11 protein-coding genes are annotated in these 18308 nt (G+C 65.8%); 4 read left to right on the top strand and 7 right to left on the bottom strand.

Going from position 1 to position 18308, the window contains the following annotated elements; genetic code table 11:
• Positions 1-138 precede the first annotated feature (138 nt).
• Positions 139-1197 (top strand): Gfo/Idh/MocA family oxidoreductase, encoded by a 1059-nt coding sequence (locus EN857_RS02535; RefSeq protein ID WP_127393010.1) that lies wholly within the window; start codon positions 139-141, stop codon positions 1195-1197.
• Positions 1198-1222: 25 nt separating this feature from the next.
• On the top strand, positions 1223-2221 hold the full coding sequence (locus EN857_RS02530) for an ABC transporter ATP-binding protein (RefSeq protein WP_127393009.1): 999 nt from the start codon (positions 1223-1225) through the stop codon (positions 2219-2221).
• A 164-nt stretch (positions 2222-2385) separates the two neighbouring features.
• Here EN857_RS02530 and EN857_RS02525 read toward each other — a convergent pair whose 3' ends face one another.
• The 5 genes from EN857_RS02525 to EN857_RS02505 all read right to left on the bottom strand — a co-directional run bounded on the left by EN857_RS02525 (position 2386) and on the right by EN857_RS02505 (position 8851).
• The gene (locus EN857_RS02525; RefSeq protein ID WP_127283411.1) at positions 2386-3231 is read right to left on the bottom strand and encodes a fumarylacetoacetate hydrolase family protein; all 846 of its coding nucleotides are present in this window, start codon (positions 3229-3231) and stop codon (positions 2386-2388) included.
• Positions 3232-3415: 184 nt separating this feature from the next.
• Positions 3416-4147 carry an SDR family oxidoreductase gene (locus EN857_RS02520; RefSeq protein WP_127393008.1) on the bottom strand — a complete coding sequence of 244 codons (732 nt, stop codon included), beginning with the start codon at positions 4145-4147 and terminating at the stop codon, positions 3416-3418.
• 182 nt (positions 4148-4329) lie between these two features.
• A complete protein-coding gene (locus tag EN857_RS02515; protein ID WP_128346084.1) occupies positions 4330-6705 on the bottom strand; it encodes an aldehyde dehydrogenase family protein in 2376 nt (791 codons plus the stop codon).
• A 52-nt stretch (positions 6706-6757) separates the two neighbouring features.
• Positions 6758-7804, bottom strand: coding sequence for a deoxyribose-phosphate aldolase (gene deoC / locus EN857_RS02510; protein ID WP_127393232.1), 1047 nt, complete (start codon positions 7802-7804; stop codon positions 6758-6760).
• A gap of 219 nt (positions 7805-8023) precedes the next feature.
• Positions 8024-8851: a ferredoxin--NADP reductase gene (locus EN857_RS02505; RefSeq protein WP_127393233.1), complete on the bottom strand. Its 828-nt coding sequence runs from the start codon at positions 8849-8851 to the stop codon at positions 8024-8026.
• Between the two features lie 221 nt (positions 8852-9072).
• On the opposite strand from EN857_RS02505, the gene EN857_RS02500 reads away from it, so the two are divergent.
• Both EN857_RS02500 and EN857_RS02495 read left to right on the top strand, forming a co-directional pair.
• A complete protein-coding gene (locus tag EN857_RS02500) occupies positions 9073-11157 on the top strand; it encodes a hydantoinase/oxoprolinase family protein (RefSeq protein ID WP_127393234.1) in 2085 nt (694 codons plus the stop codon).
• Between the two features lies 1 nt (position 11158).
• Positions 11159-12850, top strand: coding sequence for a hydantoinase B/oxoprolinase family protein (locus EN857_RS02495; RefSeq protein ID WP_128346086.1), 1692 nt, complete (start codon positions 11159-11161; stop codon positions 12848-12850).
• A gap of 118 nt (positions 12851-12968) precedes the next feature.
• Here EN857_RS02495 and gyrB read toward each other — a convergent pair whose 3' ends face one another.
• Positions 12969-15440, bottom strand: a complete 2472-nt coding sequence (gyrB, locus tag EN857_RS02490) for a DNA topoisomerase (ATP-hydrolyzing) subunit B (RefSeq protein WP_127283418.1) — start codon at positions 15438-15440, stop codon at positions 12969-12971.
• Positions 15441-15601: 161 nt separating this feature from the next.
• Positions 15602-18220: a caspase domain-containing protein gene (locus EN857_RS02485; RefSeq protein WP_128346087.1), complete on the bottom strand. Its 2619-nt coding sequence runs from the start codon at positions 18218-18220 to the stop codon at positions 15602-15604.
• Between the last annotated feature and the right edge of the window lie 88 nt (positions 18221-18308).

Here is an 18308-nt window from a genome sequence, read left to right as displayed (position 1 = left end):
CCGCCCCTCGTTTCTATTCAGAGCAACTTCTTCGGCAATGAGGATGTTCACGCCAACGCTCTACCTCCCCTTGATGGGGAGGTCGGCGCGAAGCGCCGGGTGGGGTGACACCCTCTCAAGAAAAAGTGGAGCAACCAGGTGAGCGACAAACCCCTTCGCGTCGTCGTCGCCGGGCTCGGCAATATGGGCCGCAGCCATGCGCTGGCCTATCACACCAATCCGGGCTTCGAGATCGCAGCACTCGTCAATCGCTCCGACGTGCCGCTGCAGGACGGGCTCGCCGGCTACGGCATAAGGCGATCCTTCGAGGATGCGTTGCGCGAGGAAAAGCCCGACGTCGCCGCGATCGCCACCTATTCCGACAGCCATGCCGACTACGCCGTGCGGGCGTTCGAGGCCGGCTGCCATGTCTTCGTCGAGAAGCCGCTGGCAACCACCGTGGCGGACGCCAGGCGCGTCGTCGCCGCCGCCAAGGCCAACGGCAGGAAGCTGGTGATCGGCTACATCCTGCGCCACCACCCGTCCTGGGTCAGGCTGATCGCCGAGGCGCGCAAGCTCGGCGGCCCTTACGTGTTCCGCATGAACCTCAACCAGCAATCGTCAGGCCACACCTGGGGCACGCACAAGCAGCTGATGCAGACGACGTCGCCGATCGTCGACTGCGGTGTGCATTATCTCGACGTGATGCTGCAGATCACCGACGCCAATCCGGTGGAAGTGCGCGGCATGGGAGTCAGGCTGACCGACGAGGTCGCCCCTTCCATGTACAATTACGGCCACCTGCAGGTGCTGTTCGAGGACGGCTCGGTCGGTTGGTATGAGGCCGGCTGGGGCCCGATGATCTCGGAGACCGCCTTCTTCGTGAAGGACGTCATCTCGCCCAAGGGCTGCGTGTCGATCGTCATGAAGGAAGGCATCAAGTCCGACGACATCGACACTCACACCAAGACCTCGACCATCCGCTTGCACAGCGCCGCGACCGGGCCGGACGGCAGGTTTGCGAAACAGGACGAGTTGCTGTCGATGGAGGGCGAGCCCGGCCATCAGGAACTCTGCGATCTCGAGCAGGCCTTCCTGCTCAAGGCCATCCGCGAGGACATCGACCTCACCCGGCATATGGACGACGCGGTCAAGTCGCTCGCCGTCTGCCTCGCCGCCGACGAAAGCGTGCGCAGCGGCGCCGCCGTCAAACTCTAGAACCAGTCAAAACAGGGACGACGCCGTGGGTTCGCTGAACATCGAGAATGTGAAAAAGGCTTTCGGGCCGGTCGAGGTGCTGAAAGGCATCGACCTGGAGGTCAATGACGGCGAGTTCGTCGTCTTCGTCGGCCCCTCCGGCTGCGGGAAGTCGACGCTGCTGCGGGTCATCGCCGGGCTTGAGGATTCGACCTCCGGCCGGGTGGTCATCGATGGCCAGGACGTCTCCGTCACGCCGCCCGCCAAGCGCGGCATAGCCATGGTCTTCCAGACCTATGCGCTCTATCCGCATCTGACGGTGAAGAACAATATGGGCCTCGGCCTCAAGCAGGCCGGCACCCCGGCGGCAGAGATCGACCGCCGCATCGGCATCGCGTCCTCGATGCTGTCGCTGGAGCCCTATCTGGAAAGGCGTCCGGCCGAACTTTCGGGCGGCCAGCGTCAGCGCGTCGCGATCGGCCGCGCCGTGGTGCGCGAGCCGAAGCTGTTCCTCTTCGACGAGCCGTTGTCGAACCTCGATGCGGCGCTGCGCGTCAACACCAGGCTGGAGATCGCGCAGCTGCATCGCCGCCTGAAGGCGACGATGATCTACGTCACCCACGACCAGGTCGAGGCGATGACGCTGGCCGACAAGATCGTCGTCCTCAACGCCGGCCGCATCGAGCAGATCGGCGGCCCGATGGAGCTCTACAATTCGCCGGCGAATGAATTCGTCGCCGGCTTCATCGGCTCGCCGAAGATGAACTTCATCGACGGCGCCAAGCTCGGCGAGACGGCCAAGACCGTCGGCGTGCGGCCCGAGCACCTGACCGTCGACACGACATCAGGCGCCTGGAAGGGCACGGTGGTGCACGCCGAGCATCTTGGCGCCGACACCAACCTCTATCTCGATTGCGAGAAGGCCGGGCTGCTCACCGTGCGCATCTTCGGCGTCTACAACGCCGAACCAGGCTCGACGCTCTACGCGACGCCGGACCCGGCGAAGACGTATCGGTTCGGAGCGGATGGGAGAGTCATAAAGTAGATTCTCTACGAAGGTCGGCGCTGCCCCTCATCCGCCTACCGGCACCTTCTCCCCGTGAGGAACGGGGAGAAGGAACAAGCTCCAGCGCTGGCGTCCCCCTCTCCCCGTCCTTCACGGGAGAGGGTAGGGGTGAGGGGCAGCGCAAACTTATCCGAACAAGCACACTACGCGTCCGCCCTGAACGTCTGCTTCTGCTGGCCCAGCCCTTCGATGCCGAGCTCGACCACGTCGCCGGCCTTGAGGAACACCGGCGGCTTCATGCCCAGGCCGACTCCGGGCGGCGTGCCGGTGGAGATAATGTCGCCTGGATGCAACGACATGAACTGGCTGAGATAGGAGACCAGATAGGCGACGCCGTAAACCATGGTCTTGGTCGAGCCGTTCTGCATCGTCTTGCCGTTGACGGTCAGCCACATCTTGATGTTCTGCGGGTCGGCCACCTCGTCCTTGGTGACCAGCCACGGGCCGATCGGGCCGAACGTGTCGCAGCTCTTGCCCTTGGTCCACTGGCCCTGGCGCTCGGCCTGGAAGGCGCGCTCGGACACGTCGTGCGAGACGCAATAGCCGGCAACATAATCCAGCGCGTCGGCTTCCGAGACATATTTCGCGGTCTTGCCGATGACGACGCCGAGTTCGACCTCCCAGTCGGTCTTGACCGAGCCGCGCGGGATCAGCACGTCGTCGTCAGGCCCGACAATCGCCGAGCTCGCCTTCATGAAGATGATCGGCTCCGGCGGCACCGTGGCGCCGGTTTCGGCGGCGTGGTCGGAATAGTTCAGGCCGATGCAGATGAACTTGCCGGTGCCGGCGACGCAGGCGCCGATGCGCGGGCTGCCGGAAACCGCCGGCAGCGATTTCGCATCGAGCTTCGCCAGCATGTCCAGCGAAGCCGGATGAAGCGCCGTGCCGCCAATGTCGGCGACGTGGGCCGAGAGGTCGCGGATGGTCCCATCCGCATCGAGCAGGCCGGGACGTTCGCTCCCCACCTCGCCATAGCGCAGCAGTTTCATCTAAATCCTTCTCCTACTTGCGGCCCGTGGCCGTTTGCAAACTCTCCGCCGAAGCGACGGCTCCCTTGCGGAAACCGGGCGGACCGTACCCATCGCCCCGGTCCCGGGCAAGCACGGTCACTGCGTCTGGCCGCCGGCGCGCGGGATTTTCAGACTTCTCGATCCGGACCGCGCCGGACTGAGGTCAGATCGACCAGCCGCCGTCGATATTGTAGGCCTGCCCCGACGTGTAGGTGGCGCCGGCCAGATAGACGGCGAGATCGGCGATTTCTTCCGGCGTGCCGAGGCGTCCCATCGGCTGGCGGGCGATGAAGGCGGCGCGGGCCGCTTCGTAATCCCCCTGCGCATGCATGCGGTCCTGCAGCGACGGGCTCTCGACCGTGCCCGGGCAGATGGCATTGCAGCGAATGCCCTTGGCGACATAGTCGGCGGCGATCGCCTTGGTCAGGCCGATGACTGCGGCCTTGGTCACACCATAGGCGAAGCGGTTGGGCACGCCCTTGCCGGCGCCGGCGACCGAAGACATGTTGATGATCGATCCGTCGCCGCGCTCCAGCATGCCCGGCAGCACGGCGCGGATGGTGCGGATCATCGCGCGCACATTGAGGTTGAAGGCGAAGTCGAGGTCGGCGTCCTTCATTTCGAGGATCGAGCCCGCATGGACGAAGCCGGCGCAGTTGAACAGCACGTCGACCGGGCCGATCTCGGCGAACGCGGCGTTGACGGCCGCGTCGTCGAGCACGTCCAGTTTGCGGGCTTTGATACCCGGCGTCTTGGCGAGTTGGGCCAGCGGCGCCTCGTTGATGTCGGTGGCATAGACCGTGGCGCCGGCCTTGGCGAACGCCAGCGCGCTCGCCCGGCCGATGCCTTGCGCCGCCGCGGTGACGACAACCACCTTGCCTGCCAGATCCGCCATCGTTTCTCTCCAGGTTCTCGCGAGCGTTTTAGCGGCAGCCAGGCGGGACGCAATGTGCCAGGCGGACACTATGGTCCCGCCTGAGCCGCTGTCTGCTGGAGGCCAATTGTTTTTTCTCGTTAAAGAACATTTGTGAACCCGTCAACCCCGAAGGCTGCGACAAACGCGGCACCTGTCAGGTGTCAATCGCCGTAGGGCACCCAGACGTTCTTGACCTCGATGGCGCGGCGCAGGAACGCCTCGCCGGCCGAATCGTCCGAGGCCCAGTCGAGGCCGCGGCCGTTGCCGCTCCAGACGCGCTTGAGGTTGCCGATGGAGTCGGCCTCCGCCTTGGCGCAGGTCTCGGCATCGGCGAACACCCACAGCCCATCGACATCGTCATGCTTGGCCAACACGCCGGCGAGCTCGGCGCCGCGGCCGGTGACGATGTTGATGGCGCCGGCCGGAATGTCGGAATATTCGATCACCTGATAGAGATCGGTGGCCAGCAGCGGATAGCGCTCCGAGGGCACGGCGACCACGGTGTTGCCCATGGCGAGCGCCGGCGCCACCAGCGAGATGAAGCCGAGCAGCGGCTGATTGTCGGACGCCACGACGCCGACGACGCCGACCGGCTCGTGCAGGGCAAGCGTCACGGCCCGGGCCGGCGGCTGGTGCACGCGGCCCTCGAACTTGTCGGTCAGGCCGGCATAGAGGAACAATCGTTCGATCGACTGCTCGACCTCCTCGCGCGCGGCCTTCGCCGTCACGCCGGTCAGCTGGACGAGTCGGGCGGCGAACTCGTCGGCGCGGCCGGACAGGTTTTCAGCCAGATAGTAAAGCACCTGGCTGCGATTGAACGCGGTCGCCTCCGGCCACGCCTTGCATGCTCGGGCTGCGGAAACCGCATCGCGGATGTCCTTGCGGTTGCCGAGACCGACTTCGCCGGCAAGCCTGCCCTTGGCGGTTGCGATGGCGAGCGAATAGTTGCCGTCCGGCCGGACCTGCTTGCCGCCGATGAACAGCTTTGCCGTGCGGTCGATGACAGTGCCATCGGCCTGTTCAACGGGCTGAGCTGACGCGGCAGCCGCTGCCTTGATGACCGGCCCGAGCGGCAGCTTCGCCGCCAGATATTCATACATGCCCTCGCGTCCGCCCTCGCGGCCAAAACCGCTTTCGCGATAGCCGCCGAAGCCGCAGGCGGCGTCGAACATATTGGTCCCGTTGACCCAGACGACGCCGGCCTTGAGCTGCGGCGCGACATGCAGCGCAAGGTTGACGTTCTCGCTCCACACCGAGGCGGCGAGCCCGTAGCGTGTGTTGTTGGCGAGCTCGATCGCTTCCTCGGTGTTGCGGAAGCTCATGACTGCCAGCACTGGGCCGAAGACTTCTTCCTGGGCAAGTATATTAGCCGGCGAAACACCGGTGGCGAGCGTCGGCAGGTGGTAGTAGCCCGAAGACGGCAAGGCCGCGTCCGGCTGCCAGCAGACGGCGCCCTGTTTTGCTCCTTCGGCGACCAGTCCCTTGACCCGGTCGAGCTGGCTGCGGTCGACCAGCGGGCCGATATCGGTGTTCTTGTCGAGGGGGCTGCCGAGGCGCAGCCGGCTCATCCTGACCTTGACCTTGGCGATGAAGGCATCGGCGACGCCTTCCTGCACCAGCAGCCGCGAGCCGGCGCAGCAGACCTGGCCCTGGTTGAACCAGATGCCGTCGACCAGGCCCTCGACGGCGCTGTCGAGATCGGCGTCCTCGAACACGATGAAGGCCGACTTGCCGCCGAGTTCCAGCGACAGTTTCTTGCCCGATCCGGCGGTCGCCTTGCGGATGATCTTGCCGACCTCGGAAGAGCCGGTGAAGGCAATCTTCTGGATGCCGGGATGATTGACGATGGCCGCGCCCGCTTCCGGCCCGCCCTGGACGATGTTGACGACGCCCTTCGGCACGCCGGCGCGTTCGCAGATCTCGGCGAACAGCACGGCGGTGAGCGGCGTGAACTCGGCCGGCTTCAATACCACGGAGCAGCCGGCGGCGAGTGCCGGCGCGATCTTCCACGCCAGCATCAGCAGCGGGAAATTCCACGGGATGATCTGGCCGACGACGCCGACACCCTTGTGATCGGGAAAATCCCTGTCCAGCGCCTGCGCCCAGCCGGCATGGTGGATGAAATGCCGGATGGCCAGCGGCACGTCGATGTCGCGGCTCTCGCGGATCGGCTTGCCGTTGTCGATCGACTCAAGCACCGCGAAAAGGCGCTGGTGGCGCTGCATGGCGCGGCCGATGGCGTAGAGCACCTTGGCGCGCTGGTACCCAGAGCTGGCGCTCCATTTCGGCAGCGCCTTGGCGGCCGCAGCCACGGCGGCATCGATATCGGCCGCACCTGCATCCGAAAGCTTGGCCAGCAGCTTGCCCGAGGACGGCTCGCTGGTCTCGAAGGTCTTGCCGCCGGCGGCGGCCTTCCATTCGCCGCCGATGAACAGCGCCTTTGAGAAATCGCGCGCGGCGAGCCAGGCATCGGCCTCGTTGCGCGCCTCCGGCGCCGGGCCGTACTCCATGGCGTGATAGCGTTCGAGAATGTTCATGGGGCGCTCCTACCGCAGGAGGTTTTTGGTTCTTGGCGGGCGACTTCGCGGGCTAGGCCATCGCGTGGCGATGGTTGGCCGAATAGTGCCCGGTCAAATGATGCTCGAGCTGACGCTCGATGTCGGTGAGCAGGCTCGACGCGCCGAAGCGGAACAGCTCCGGCTCCAGCCACGGTCGCCCAAGCTCTTCCTTCATCAGCACCAGCCAGTCGAGCGAGACCTTGGCCGTGGAAATGCCGCCGGCCGGCTTGAAGCCGATGAGGTAGCCGGTCTCCTCGAAATAGGCGCGGATGGCGCGCACCATGGCAAGCCCGACGGGAAGCGTGGCGTTGACGCTCTCCTTGCCGGTCGAGGTCTTGATGAAGTCGGCGCCCGCCATCATCGCCACCATCGAGGCCAGCATGACGTTGCGCAGCGTGGCGAGGTCGCCGGTGCCGAGGATGACCTTGAGATGCGCATCGCCGCAGGCTTCGCGCATGGCGACGATCTCGTTGAACAGCTCCTGCCATTTCGCGCCATAGACCAAGCCGCGCGGGATGACGACGTCGATCTCGTCGGCGCCGTCGCGGACCGAGGCCTCGATCTCCTGCAGGCGCGTCGACAGCGGTGCCAGACCGTGCGGGAAGGCGGTGGAGACGGCGGCGACATGGATGCCGGTGCCGCGGACCGCATCGACGGCGGTGGCGACGAAGGGGTGGTAGACGCAGACCGCGGCCGGCCGGATGGTTTCGCCTTCAATGCCCAGCCCCTCGACGATGTCGCGCCGGAACGGGTTGATCGCCTTGGCGCAGAGCCGGCGCACACGCTCGTCGGTGTCGTTGGAGTTCAGCGTCGTCAGGTCCATGCATGCGACGGCGCGCAGCAGCCACGCCGCCTGGTTGTCGGCCTTGATCGAGCGGCGTTTGGTCAGCGTGGCGACGCGGCGCTCCAGCGCCGAGCGGTTGACGCTGCGCACCGATTCCAGGAAGCCGAGATCGAGCCGCATGCCGGGATTGCGCGCAATATGGCCTTGCGGCGCGGGCGTGTTGGCGGCGGCGCGCGCCGGCAGCGAGGTGACCTTGGACGTGCCGAGGTCGGCGTCGCGGATTGTGCTGCTCATCTCCTGCCCTTCCATTCAGCGGCTTGCGCTTAATGCTTCGTGCGCGTCGTTCCCCAAGACCACTCGACGGTTCTGGGTGACACGCACGAAGATAGCCCGTGAAGCAGTGCTCCACGAGTCCTCAAAAGGCTCATAGCGGAAAAAGGCCGCGAAAGCAGCTGATTTTTGACCGCATGGTCAAAACGGATTTGAGGGGAGCTGAAGCGTCCCGGCTACGGCTCAGCCGACGAAGGCGCGCTCGACGACGAAGCTGGCGGGATGGCTGAGCGAACCTTCCTGGAAGCCGAGGCTTTCGGCCAGTTCCTTGACGTCCTTCAGCATGTGCATCGAGCCGCAGATCATGATGCGGTCGGTCTCGGGATTGAGCTTGTCGATGCCGAGGTCGGTGTAGAACTTGCCGGAGCCGATCAGCGCGGTGATGCGGCCCATGCGCGCCGACTCTTCGCGCGTGGTCGAGTTGTAAAGCGTGACGCGGCCGCCGGTCAGTTCGCCGATCAGCGGATCGCTCTCGAGCGCCGCTACCAGTTCCTGGCCATAGGTGAGCTCGGCATTGTCGCGGCAGGTATGGGTCAGGATGACCTGGTCGAACTTCTCATAGGTGTCGGGATCGCGCAGCAGGCTGGCAAAGGGCGCGATGCCGGTGCCGGTCGAGATCATGAACACGCGCTTGGCGGGCGTCAGCGCGTCGAGCACCAGCGTGCCGGTCGACTTCTGACGCATGATGACGGTGTCGCCGACCTGGATCTTCTGCAGCTCGGAGGTCAGCGGACCGTCCGGCACCTTGATCGAGAAGAATTCCAGCTCGTCGTCCCAGGCCGGGCTGGCAACGGAATAGGCGCGGAAGATCGGCTTCTCGGCATTGGGCAGGCCGATCATCACGAACTCGCCGGAACGGAAGCGCAGCGACTGCGGCCGGGTGATGCGGAACGAGAACAGGCGGTCGGTGTAATGCTTCACCGAGACGACGGTCTCGGCATAGACATTGGCCGGGATAGGGAACTGCAGCGGCTTGGCGCCGGCGGCGTTCAACGCGGATGTCGTGTTCATCAAATCCAACCTTCTGGCCCAGGCTCACGGCGCTGACGCCAAACCTACTCCTACGCGCCCGAACCGGTCAGGTTCCGATGCGCTCCTTGTACACTGCCAAGCGGTAAGCTCTTGTGTCGGAAATTTATTAGTATACAAATGATCTCGGCGTCAAGATGCGAGCGTAAAACACCGTTCCAAACCAAGCCATATCCGTAGGCCGCGCATTTCGGGTTTCGACAATGAAAGAGAATTTTTCGGCGCAACCGCGGGATTCCCTGGGCAGCGTCGTTGCCGGCATCGATGTTGGCGGCACCTTCACCGACCTCATCCTGATCGACGGCAAGGACGGCGGAAGGGTGCATATCGCCAAGACCCCGACGACGGTCGAAAACCAGGCTTTCGGCGTCGTTTCGGCGCTCGGCGCCACCGGCTTTGCGATCGACGGCATCGACCTCATCGTGCACGGCACGACCACCACCACCAACGCCGTGCTGGAGCGCCGCCTGGCCAGGACCGGCATGATCACCACGCTCGGCTTTCGCGACGTGATCGAACTTGGCCGGCGCACCAGGCCGCAGCCCTATGGCATGACGGGGACATTCATTCCGGTCATTCCGCGCGATCTCAGGCTTGAAGTCGCGGAGCGCGTCGAGGCCTCGGGAGCGGTGCGCGTCGCGCTCGACGAGGCCGGCATGCGCGACGCGGTGAAGAGGCTGCTGGAGGCCGGCTGCGAGTCTCTCGTCATCCACTTCCTGCATTCCTACGCCAACCCGGCGCATGAGCGGCGCGCGGCCGAGATCGCCAGGGAGATCTGGCCGAACGGCTACATCACCACCGGCCATGCGCTGCTGTCGGAAGCGCGCGAGTTCGAGCGCGGCGTGACGGCCTCGGTCAACGCCTCGGTGCAGCCGATCCTGGAACGCTATGTCGAGAGGCTGCGCAAGGAGCTCGCCGCGAAGGGCTATGCCCGCGATTTCCTGATCATGAACGGCAATGGCGGCATGATCTCGGCCCGCTTCGTCACCCGGGAATCGGCAAAGACGGTGATGTCCGGCCCGGCCTCCGGTGTCATCGCCGCAGCCTATACGGGCAAGCGCGCCGGCTTCGAGAACCTCGTCACCTACGACATGGGCGGCACCTCGACCGACGTGGCGCTGATCCGCAACGCCGAGCCCGCGGTGTCGAACGAGATCGAGATCGAATATGCGATGCCGATCCACGTGCCGATGGTGGCGGTGCATACGGTCGGCGCCGGCGGCGGCTCGATCGCGCGTGTCGACGCGGCCGGCCTGATCCAGATCGGCCCGGAAAGCGCCGGCGCCAATCCGGGCCCGATCTGCTACGGGCGCGGCGGCACCGAGCCGACCATCACCGATGCCAATCTTGTGCTGGGGCGGCTGGCGCCGAAGAAGCTGCTCGCGGTCGACAATCCGGTCACCGTCGAGCGCGTCACCGGCATATTCGAGGACAGGATCGGCAGGCCCACCGGCCTCTCCGGCGTCGAGGCGGCAGGCGCAATCCTGAGGCTCGGCAACATCAAGATGGCCGGCGCCATCCGCATGGTCTCGGTGGCGCGCGGCCACGACCCGCGCGATTTCGCGCTGTTCGCCTTCGGCGGCGCCGGGCCGCTGCACGCGACGGCACTCGCCCGCGAGCTTGGCCTGCCAAAGGTGCTGGTTCCGGCGCGGCCAGGCATCACCAACGCGCTCGGCTGCGTCGTCGCCGATCTCCGGCATGACTTCGTCAACACGATCAACCAGCCGGTGGCGCTGCTCGATGAAGCCTTGCTTCACAAGGTGTTGGAACGGCACCGGAGCGAAGGCGAGGAACTGATTGCCAAGGAAGCGGTGAAGCCGGACACGATCCGCGTCACCCACTCAGCCGACATGCAGTTCGTTGGCCAGACGCACATCATCAACGTGCCGCTGCCATCGTCTACCGTGACCCGCGCCACGCTACAGCTTCTGTTCGAAAAGGCCTATTTCGCCCGCTTCAAGGTCGAGTTGCCGGAGATCCGCGCCAACCTCGTCAACCTCAACACCTCGGTCACCGGCGTGCGCCCGGCGATCGATCTGTCGCGGCTGATCGACCCGGCGGGGCGCGCGGCGACGCTCGAGGAAGCCCGGCGCGAGACCAGGCCGGTATGGTATCACGGCACCTGGCACGACACGCCGGTCTACGCCCGCGAAAAACTGCCGCTCGACGCCGTCATCGAAGGGCCGGCGATCCTCGAACAGATGGACGCCACGACGGTGCTGGAGCCCGGCGACCGCGCACGTTCGGATGCCGACGGCAACATCATCATCGACATCGGCGAGGCTTGATATGGCAAAGCTCGACACCATCACGCTTTCGGTCCTGCAGGCCGCGTTGCAGCAGGTCTGCGACGAGATGGATTTGACGTTTTCCCGCGCCGCCTTCTCGCCGGTCATCGCCGAGGCCAACGACCGCTCCGACGGCATCTATTCGGCGGTCGACGGTTCGCTGATCGCGCAGGGCAGCCAGGGCCTGCCGGTGTTCGTCGGCGTCATGCAGTATTCGACGAAAACCGTGATCGAGATGATCGCCGACGGCCGCTGCCTGGCGCCCGAACCGGGCGACATCTACATCGTCAACGATCCCTATCTCGGCGGCACCCATCTGATGGACGTGCGCTTCGTCATGCCCGTCTACCGCGGCGACAAGATCTTCTGCTGGCTGTCCAACACCGGCCACTGGCCGGATATTGGCGGCTCGGTGCCGGGCGGCTTTTCCGCTTCGGCCACCGCCGTCGAGCAGGAGGGGTTGCGGCTGCCGCCGGTGAAACTGTTCAAGAAGGGAGTGCTCGACCCGGAGATCTACGCCATCATCTGCTCCAACATCCGCGTCGCCGACCAGCGCATCGGCGATATCCGCGCCCAGGCCGCGGCACTGCTGATCGGGCAGGATAGGCTCAACGGAATCCTCGATCGTTACGGTGATGAAACGGTTGTCGAGGCGATCGCCGAGCTGCGCCGCCGCGCCGCCGACCAGATGCGCGCCAACATCGCCGCCATTCCGGACGGCGTCTACCGCTCCAAGGCCTTCGTCGATTCCGACGGCGTGGTAAACGAGCCGCTGACGATTGCGCTCGCCGTCGAGAAAAAGGGCGACACGCTCACCTTCGACTTCGCCGGCTCCTCGAAACCCTGCGCCGGGCCGATGAACAGCGTGCTGGCGACGACGCTGTCGTCGGTCTATCTCGCCATGCGCCATATCTTCCCGGATGTGCCGATCAGCGCCGGCGCCTTCGAGCCGCTCGACGTCAAGCGGCCGGAGGGGACCTTCCTCGACGCCCGCTATCCGCGTCCGGTCTCGGGCTGCGCGGCGGAGGTCTCACAGCGCATCGCCGAGGCCGTGTTCGCGGCCATGGTGCAGGCGCTGCCCGACAAGGTGACGGCGGCTCCCGCCGGCTCCAGCGGCAATTTCGCGCTCGGCGGCAACGATCCGGCGCGCGGTCGCGACTATGTCATGTACCAGATCTCCGGCGGCGGCTATGGCGGCAATGCCGGCCATGACGGCCTCACCAATGGCTGCTCGACGATCGGCATCTCCAAATCGCCGCCGGTCGAGATCATGGAGCAGGCTTTTCCGGTGCTTTACCGCCACTATGCGCTGCGCGAAGGTTCGGGCGGCGCCGGCAAGCAGCGTGGCGGCTTCGGTCTGGCCTACGAGGTCGAGATCCTGCGCGGCGATGCCCGCGCCTCCTTCGTCATGGACCATGGCCGCTTCGGCCCGCAAGGCGCGCTCGGCGGCAAGGACGGCGCGCCCAATACGGTGACCGTGTTCCGAGGCGGCGAGGCGCATGTGCCGCCGCATCTGTCCAAGGAGCAGGACATTTCCCTCAAGGCTGGCGATCGCGTGCGCGTCGGCACGCCGGGAGGCGGCGGCTATGGCGATCCGGGCGAGCGTGACCCGAAGCTGGTCGCCGAGGATGTCAGGCTGGGCTACTATACGGCCGAGCAGGCGAGGGAGATGTTCGGCGTCGATGCAGGATAGGGCTGGTAGACCGGCCGGCCGACTCTCCACCTTGAGCGCAATCGAGAAGTCGACCCGTTAGTTAAATCGGTACCTCGGCGAGCAATTTGCTTCGCCGAGGCACGAAGATAAGCCGGCTTCAGATGTCCAGATTGGCGACCGACAGCGCATTGTCCTGGATGAACTCGCGCCTCGGTTCCACCTCGTCGCCCATCAGTCGCGAGAACAGCGAGTCGGCGTCGGTGGCGTCGGTGACCTTGACCTGCAGCAGCGAGCGGACGTTCGGGTCCAGCGTGGTTTCCCACAGCTGCTCGGCGTTCATCTCGCCCAGGCCCTTGTAGCGCTGCATGGTCAGGCCCTTGCGGCCGGTCGCGAACACCGCGTTGAGCAGCGCCAGCGGCCCGGCAATGGTCTCGGAGACCTCCTTGCGGCGCAGCACCGGCGGCTCGCTGTAGACCTCGGTAAGGCGCGAGGCATAGCGGTCGAGCTGGCGCGCGTCGGCCGAATTGATCAGCCCGGCGTCGAGCTGCACGAATTCCTTCACACCGCGCACCGTGCGCTCGAACACATAGCCGCCGACGCCGTCATTGGAAGTCGACAGCCGGCCGGTCCAGCCGCGCTCGGTGTCCTCGGCGATCAGGTCGAGGCGCTTGGCGACGCGCTCGGCCATGGCGTTGGCGCGGCCGAGATCGGCAAGCACATCGGCATTCAGCGCGCCCGCTATCGCCGCCTGCTCGACCACGCTGCGGTTATAGCGCGTGTGCAGGCCGTTGATCAGCTGGCGCACCGCCAGCGCATCGTCGATGGCGCTGTGCAGGTCCTGGCCGGTCCGCACCTCGCCCGAGCCCAGCGTCAGCGAGGCTTCCTCCAGCCCGGAATCGATCAGGTATTCCTCATAGGCGCTTTCGTCCTTGAGGTATTGCGAGCTCTTTCCCCGCGTCACTTTGTAGAGCGGCGGCTGGGCGATGTAGAGATGGCCGCGCTCGATCAGCTCCGGCATCTGGCGGAAGAAGAAGGTGAGCAGCAGCGTGCGGATGTGCGCGCCGTCGACGTCGGCGTCGGTCATCAGGATGATCTTGTGGTAGCGCAGCTTGTCGGCGTTGAACTCGTCCTTGCCGATCGAGGTGCCGAGCGCGGTGATCAGCGTGCCGATCATGTCGGACGAGAGCATGCGGTCGAAGCGGGCCCGCTCGACGTTGAGGATCTTGCCGCGCAGCGGCAGGATCGCCTGGTTCTGGCGCGAGCGGCCGCCCTTGGCCGAGCCGCCGGCCGAGTCGCCCTCGACGATGAAGATCTCGGACTTCGCCGGATCGCGTTCCTGGCAGTCGGCAAGCTTGCCGGGCAGCGAGGTGACGCCGAGCGTGCTCTTGCGGGTGATGTCGCGTGCCTTGCGCGCCGCCTCGCGGGCAGCCGCCGCCTGGATCACCTTCTCGACCACCACCTTGCCTTCGCTCGGATGCTCTTCGAGCCAGGTGCCCAGCGCTTCGTTGACCAGGCTTTCGACGACCGGACGGACTTCGGAGGAGACCAGCTTGTCCTTGGTCTGCGAGGAGAATTTCGGATCCGGAACCTTGACCGAGAGAACGGCGGTCAGGCCCTCGCGGCAGTCGTCGCCGGTGAGCGAAACCTTTTCCTTCTTGGTCTGGCCGGAGGATTCGCCATAGCCGGTGATCTGCCGGGTCAGCGCGGCGCGGAAGCCGGCCAGATGGGTGCCGCCGTCGCGCTGCGGGATGTTGTTGGTGAAGGCCAGCACATTCTCGTGGTAGCTGTCGTTCCACCACATCGCCACCTCGACGGTGATGCCGTCGCGCTCGGCGCGGATCGCGATCGGCGTCTGGATCAGCGGCTTCTTGACCCGGTCGAGATATTTGACGAACTCTTCGAGGCCTCCGTCATAGTGCAACTCGTGACGGACCAGGTCGGCATGGCGGGCGTCGGTCAGCACGATGCGTACACCTGAATTGAGGAAGGCGAGCTCGCGCAGCCGGTGCTCCAGCGTGCCATAGTCGAACTCGACCATGGTGAAGGTCTCGGCCGACGGGAAGAAGGTGATCTCGCTGCCGCTGCGGCCCTCATAGGTACCCGGCTGCTTGTCCTGCGCGTAGCTGCCGGTGACCTTCAGCGGCGCGTCGGCATTGCCGTGGGTGAAGCCCATCTCGAAGATCTCGCCATTGCGGCGGATCTTGAGCTTCAGCCAGGCCGAGAGCGCGTTGACCACCGAGACGCCGACGCCGTGCAGGCCGCCAGATACCTTGTAGGAGTTCTGGTCGAATTTGCCGCCGGCATGCAGCTGCGTCATGATCACTTCGGCCGCCGAGACGCCTTCGCTGGGGTGGATGTCGGTCGGAATGCCGCGGCCATTGTCGATGACGGTGACCGAACCGTCGGGGTTGAGCGTCACCGAGACCAGGTCGGCATGGCCGGCCAGCGCCTCGTCGATGGCGTTGTCCACCACCTCATAGACCATGTGATGCAGGCCAGAGCCATCGTCGGTGTCGCCAATATACATGCCCGGCCGCTTGCGGACGGCATCCAACCCCTTCAAAACCTTGATGGAATCGGCGCCGTACTCGGCTTCCGCGCCATTGGCGCTTTCAGTCTGATCGCTCATGAAAACCTGTCTGATTGATGGCTGCTGGTCCAGCGCTGGAAACTGGCTCCGAATCGCGCCGTTTTGATGTCCTAGATATAGGCGCAAATGCCGGTTTTTCCAAGGTTTGCCGGCATTTCCGGGCGGGAAAGCCGGCTGTCCGGAGCTAGCCCCGCCGCAGGCTATTTTGTCCTGGCCAGCCGATCCTGGAGAAACTTGATCATGAACTTGTATCGCGGCGCCAGCCGGCCGCTGCGATCGAGCTCCAGCGTCCGCTCGAGCGCCTCGGAAAGCACGGCCTTCGGGTTCGTCGCGACCTGAGAATAGTCGATCATCGCGACCACCAGGTCGCGCTGCCAGGTGGCGTTTTCGGGGTCGGATTGGGCAAGCTGCTGGCGGATATCCAGGCTGTCCTCGAAGGCCTTGCGCGCACCCTTGATGTCGCGCTGCTTGGCCTTCAGCATGCCGATCTCGGACAGCGTTATCGACAGGTCGCGCTGCCAGTCGGAATTGGCGGGATCGAGCCTGGCCAGCCTGTCGACGATGGTGAAACTGTCGAGATAGAGTTTCAGCGCGCCCTTGCGGTCGCCCTGGATGGCGAGCACGCCGGCGACCTTTTCCAGGCTGACCGATAGGTCGCGCTGCCACTCCGTATTGTCCGGATCGCTGTCGGCCAGCGCCTGGGCCTGAGCCAGCGCCTGCCGGTAGGCAGAAAGCGCCGCCGGCCAGTTCTCCTGGTCCTTCAGCGCATTGCCGACCTTGGTGTTGCCGACCGACAGGTCGCGTTGCAGTTCGGTATTGTCGGGGTCGCGGCTTGCCAGCCGCTCGACGATCTCCAGGCTGTCCCGGTAGGCGGCGAGCGCGCCGGCGGCATCGTCGCGCTCGCGCTTCAAGTCGCCGATCGTGTCATGGCTGACCGAGACGTCGCGCTGCCGCTCGGCGTCGTCCGGCTGCTTCGCGGCCAGTGCCAGCCGGATCCGCAGGCTTTCCTCATAGGACGTCTGCGCATCGTCCAGCCGGCCGGCTGTACGGGCGAGGCCGGCGATTTCGTCATAGGAGATCGTCAGTTCGCGCTGCAGGTCGTCACGCTCCGGCTCATGGCCGGCCAGTTCCTTCTTGATCGACAGGCTTTCCTGATAGACCTGCGCAGCACTGGCCAAATTGCCCTGCGTCACCAGCACATTGCCGATCTTGTCGTCGTTCATGGCAAGGTCGCCGAACCAATCCAGACGGCCGGGATCGGCCGCCGTCAGCTCCGACAGCATCGTTCGCGCCGCCCGGTAGTTCTCCAGCGCCCCCGGCAGGTCGCCTTGCGTCATCCTGACATTGCCGAGCTTGGTGTGGCTGACGGCGAGGTCCCGCCGCACGCTGGGGTCGGTCTCCTGCCGCACGCGCTGTTCGAGATTGGCCAGCAACGCCTCGTAGGCGCGACCGGCTGCGGCAGTGTTGCCGACAGTGATGTAGAGCTTGCCGAGCTCGTCCAGCGTGCGGATCTGGCGGTCGGCATCGTCGAGCTTGAGCGCCGACTGCCCGGCCTCGCCAAAAAGCGACAGCACCTCCTCGTAGTCCCTGATCGCCGCGGTGTAGTCGAGGTCGGCGCGCGCCGCGCCCGCCGACAGATAGCGCGTTGCGGCTTCCGACAGCGTGCGGCTGACGAAATTGGCTTTCAGCGCCTTGCGCGAGGTGCTGTCGATCTCGGCCGCCGCCGCGAGTTTTTCACGCGCCGCGTCGAACGCGCCGAGCGAGAGCTGCTCCTCGGCCTGCCGGCGCAGCGCCGTCACCTGCGGGTCGTCCGAGGCGAGCGTCTTCATCTCGCCGCGCACCTTGACGAAGGCATCCGCCGCCTCGCGCAGCCTGGCGTTCAGGCTTTCGGCGGAAAGGTGGCTGGTGTCGGTGCTGATCAGCGCGCCATAGAGCGGCGCTAGCGGCATGTCGGCGTCGCTGGCGATCTGCTCGACCTCGCCGCGCATCTGCGGCGTCACGTCGGCCATGGCCAGCAGCAGCCGCTCGCGCTCCGGCAACTGCTCCTTGGTCGAGGCGGCGAAGAAGAGCTGTGGCAGGCCGCTTTCGACATAGGGAAGCTGCCTGCCGCGGCTGAGGTCGTAGACTTCCTGTTGCACGAGCGTCAGCACCGAGCGGATTTCGAGCCCGTCGGTGCCGAGATATTTCGTCAGCGCCGCGGTGAAGGGCGAGTTCTGGCCGGTTCCGTCGGCGGCCGTCTCGCCGGGGGCGGCGGCAAAGGCGAACAGGATGTTCTCCGCCCGGCCGACGCGGCCGAGGCCCGGCCGGACCTTGTCGGCTGCGTCCTTGGCCAGCGACGTCGCGCCACGCCCCTCGCTGCCCGCGCCTGCGAAGGGATCGCTGCGGCAGGCGTCGAGCACGATCAGCCCGACCTTGGCCGTGGCGGCGACCGCTTCGCGCACCTCCTCCAGCGGCAGGCTGGTCTTCTCCAGCGCGTCGAGCGAGGAGGCATCGGCATCGACGGGCAGCAGCCGGTTGTCGCCGGATATCTCGACGCCATGGCCGGAGAAATAGACCAGCGCCACGTCGGCGCCCCTGGCGTCCTCGCGGAAATCGTCGAGCGCGCGGCGCGTGCGGCGCAGGCCCCGGTTGGTCTCGAGCACCACCTCGAAGCCGAGCTTCTTCAGCGCGCCTTCCATCGCCTCGCCGTCATTGACGGGGTTGGCGAGCGGCCGGATCAGCCGGTAGTCGTCATAGGCGATGACCAGCGCCACGCGCCGCTCCGCCAGGGCGGCGGCGCTCGTCCAAAGGATCAGCAATAGCGCAAGGAGAAAACGCAAAGTCCAAACCGCCCCGGCCGGTCATCTGCCGGAGCATTTCATCTCTTTATGGCGCGAACAAGCCGGGTAGTTCGGCCTTGAATGAGCC

This window comes from Mesorhizobium sp. M4B.F.Ca.ET.214.01.1.1 (genome assembly GCF_004791545.1).
Lineage (GTDB): Bacteria > Pseudomonadota > Alphaproteobacteria > Rhizobiales > Rhizobiaceae > Mesorhizobium > Mesorhizobium abyssinicae.
This window is presented reverse-complemented; position numbering and strand designations above follow the sequence as displayed.

Coding starts and splice junctions, on each gene's coding strand:
- EN857_RS02500 (WP_127393234.1), top strand. CDS start 9,073: ATGAAAGAGAATTTTTCGGCGCAACCGCGGGATTCCCTGGGCAGCGTC.
- EN857_RS02520 (WP_127393008.1), bottom strand. CDS start 4,147: ATGGCGGATCTGGCAGGCAAGGTGGTTGTCGTCACCGCGGCGGCGCAA.
- gyrB (WP_127283418.1), bottom strand. CDS start 15,440: ATGAGCGATCAGACTGAAAGCGCCAATGGCGCGGAAGCCGAGTACGGC.
- deoC (WP_127393232.1), bottom strand. CDS start 7,804: ATGAGCAGCACAATCCGCGACGCCGACCTCGGCACGTCCAAGGTCACC.
- EN857_RS02505 (WP_127393233.1), bottom strand. CDS start 8,851: ATGAACACGACATCCGCGTTGAACGCCGCCGGCGCCAAGCCGCTGCAG.
- EN857_RS02515 (WP_128346084.1), bottom strand. CDS start 6,705: ATGAACATTCTCGAACGCTATCACGCCATGGAGTACGGCCCGGCGCCG.
- EN857_RS02525 (WP_127283411.1), bottom strand. CDS start 3,231: ATGAAACTGCTGCGCTATGGCGAGGTGGGGAGCGAACGTCCCGGCCTG.
- EN857_RS02495 (WP_128346086.1), top strand. CDS start 11,159: ATGGCAAAGCTCGACACCATCACGCTTTCGGTCCTGCAGGCCGCGTTG.